A 2,357-nucleotide genomic window follows, 5' to 3' on the forward strand; every position below is an offset into this window, starting at 1 on the left:
TGACGGCGAGGATACGGCCCTGCTCGTCGGCGACGTAGGCGCCGGTCCCGATGGCGTCCAGCGCTTCGGTGAGCCGGGGACCGGTGTCACCCGGCGGCCGGGCAGCGCTGGTCCCGGCGGTCTTCGGCTCCGTCATGTCCACGCCTCCGGAAGATCGGTCCCCGTCCGCGGTGCCGCAGGTGGGAAGCGCCGCGGGACGTCTTCGGACTTCCTTTCCCGTATGCCCCCGCGGAGCGGATCCCACCGCCTGTCCGGGGGCCTTCCGGGTGTACCGGCAGGACCGCGCGCGGTCCGTCACGGACCGGGCCGGGCGCCCTGTGTCCGGTCGGAGGGCACGCGCAGCCGGGCAACGACTTGCTTGCCGAGGGCGTGCGAGGCGGTCGCGAACCGGTGGCTGAGGACGTGTACGAGGTGGAGGCCGTGTCCGCCGACACGTCCCGCGTCCCGCGGTCTGAGGACGGGTTCCGCGGGAGAGGTGTCCCACACGGTGACCGACAGCTCGGCGTCGGACAGCTCCAGCAGCACCCCGCAGGGGCCGGGGGCGTGCCGTATGGCGTTCGTCAGCAACTCGCTGACCACGAGTTGGGCGTCCATGACCACGCTGGGGGGGAGGGGCGGGTGCCCGACGTCCGCGGCGCGTGCCAGGACGGCCTGGAGCGCCTTCCGTCCGTCGGCCGCGCGCGCGGCACCCTCCGCGAAAGCGGCGCTGAACCGCACGGGTTCGCGCCGCTCCCCTGCCTGGTCATCTGCCGCCTTCTGCCTAAGCGGGATGGCCATCGTCTTTTGCCTTACAAGTGGCGGAGATCCTTGCTGGTGGTGTGATGCACCACCCGGATACCCGAGGCCGGACGGGCCAGGCACCCTGTCTCGCCGCATCGTACGGCACGCGCCCGGAGCCGGCCGGGCGGGAAGGCTGTCACGGTCTCTCGTCCCGCTTCGGCGCGGGACTCAGGAGAGGGCGGCCTCGTCCACCGTCCGGCGTATCTCCAGGAAGTGGTCGGTTCCGGTGATCTCGAAGAGCCGCTGGAGCTGTCGGGGCGGGGCTGCCACGCGCAGGGTGCCCGTCCGGTGGGTGAGGATCAGCAGGTTGAGGAACGCCGAGTCCGCGAAGACGACACCGGAGGTGTCCAGGACCACCTTCCGGTGCTTCCTGACGGCGGCGCCCAGGGCATCCGCGAGCGGTGGGACGGAGTGCAGGTCGTAGGCGCCGTGGGCGGCGACGACCCAGGCGTCGCGCCGTTCGTACTGCAGCACCCCCGTGTCCGGGGCGTGCCCGACGGCTCCGGCCGGTCCCTGCTGCCCGTCGGCACTGCGCGTGCGCCCCGGCATGACGGCTTCGTCCAAGGACACCTTCCGGCTCCTTCCGTGGCTCTTCATCGCGGCAGCAGGTCATCGAATACGTGAAAAGTATGTCACGTATCTGGGTTCAGGCAACGGGGTACCTTAAAATGCTGGGCATGGTTGGAGTGCCCGAACCTCACACCGGATGGACGTTCATCACCAACCACGCGCGCGTACTGGCGGCCATCGCCGACAACCCGAACGTCCGGATCCGTGACATCGCCGCCCGCTGCCGGCTCACGGAGCGCGCCGTCCAGCGGATCATCTCCGACCTGGAGCAGGACGGTTACCTCTCCCACACCCGGGACGGGCGTACGAACACGTACCGCATCGAGCCCGACAAGGTGCTGCGCCACCCGGCGGAGGCCGGCCTCTCCGTGGCCGCCCTGCTCTCCCTGCTGGTGCAGGACGAGACCGAGCGCGCCAAGAACCCGGTCGCCCCGTAACCCCGGCCGGGGGCGTCAGGGGCGGCGGCCTGTCATGCGGGCGGCCGAGGCGATCGTCGCCCGTGCCTCGCGCTCGGTCAGACCGGTGTGCACGGCGGCCTCGGTGAGCGGGTCCGCCAGGGCGGGGCCGATGCCGTTCTCGTAGGCGCGGCAGGCCGCCCAGAACAGGCGGGTGTTGCGCTGGCCCTCGTGGGCGGTCAGGACGAAGTGGACCAGGCCGCGGCCGTGCTCGCCGGGTGCGGGCGCCGCCGGCCGGTGGGGGCGCGGCGGGGGCAGCAGCAGGCGGAGCAGGGACGGCGGGCAGGCGGCGGGGGGCAGGTGGGCGGTGCCGGGCGCGGCGGTGTAGACGCCGTGGTCGGTGCGGGAGCCGGGGCCGACGAGGTAGCCGCCGGCCCCCCGGATGTCGATGCCGGGGGCGAGCCGGCCCGCCGAGTTCGGTACGACGGTGTCCGGCGGGCCGGCCAGCCACAGGTGGCGGCCGCCGCTCGGGGTGAGGACGACGACCGTCTCCGGGATCGTGAACAGGTGGCGCAGGGCCAGCTCGCGCAGGGCGGCGGAGGAGTCCGTGCC

4 protein-coding genes are annotated in these 2,357 nt (G+C 73.0%); 1 reads left to right on the forward strand and 3 read right to left on the reverse strand.

The features are described 5' to 3' along the window. Positions 1-294: 294 nt before the first annotated feature. Both IE312_RS27025 and IE312_RS27030 read right to left on the reverse strand, forming a co-directional pair. A complete protein-coding gene (locus IE312_RS27025) occupies positions 295-777 on the reverse strand; it encodes an ATP-binding protein (RefSeq protein WP_189984925.1) in 483 nt (160 codons plus the stop codon). A 171-nt stretch (positions 778-948) separates the two neighbouring features. Then, complete coding sequence (locus tag IE312_RS27030; RefSeq protein WP_229900481.1) at positions 949-1,350, reverse strand: STAS domain-containing protein; 402 nt, start codon at positions 1,348-1,350, stop codon at positions 949-951. A gap of 107 nt (positions 1,351-1,457) precedes the next feature. On the opposite strand from IE312_RS27030, the gene IE312_RS27035 reads away from it, so the two are divergent. Continuing rightward, positions 1,458-1,787 carry a helix-turn-helix transcriptional regulator gene (locus IE312_RS27035; RefSeq protein ID WP_189984926.1) on the forward strand — a complete coding sequence of 110 codons (330 nt, stop codon included), beginning with the start codon at positions 1,458-1,460 and terminating at the stop codon, positions 1,785-1,787. Positions 1,788-1,802: 15 nt separating this feature from the next. Here the strand turns inward: IE312_RS27035 and IE312_RS42010 are convergent. Continuing rightward, the coding region (locus IE312_RS42010; RefSeq protein ID WP_229900482.1) for a bifunctional DNA primase/polymerase at positions 1,803-2,357 on the reverse strand (555 nt) is incomplete at its 5' end.

The sequence above is a fragment of the Streptomyces capoamus genome (assembly GCF_014654935.1).
GTDB classification, from domain to species: domain Bacteria; phylum Actinomycetota; class Actinomycetes; order Streptomycetales; family Streptomycetaceae; genus Streptomyces; species Streptomyces capoamus.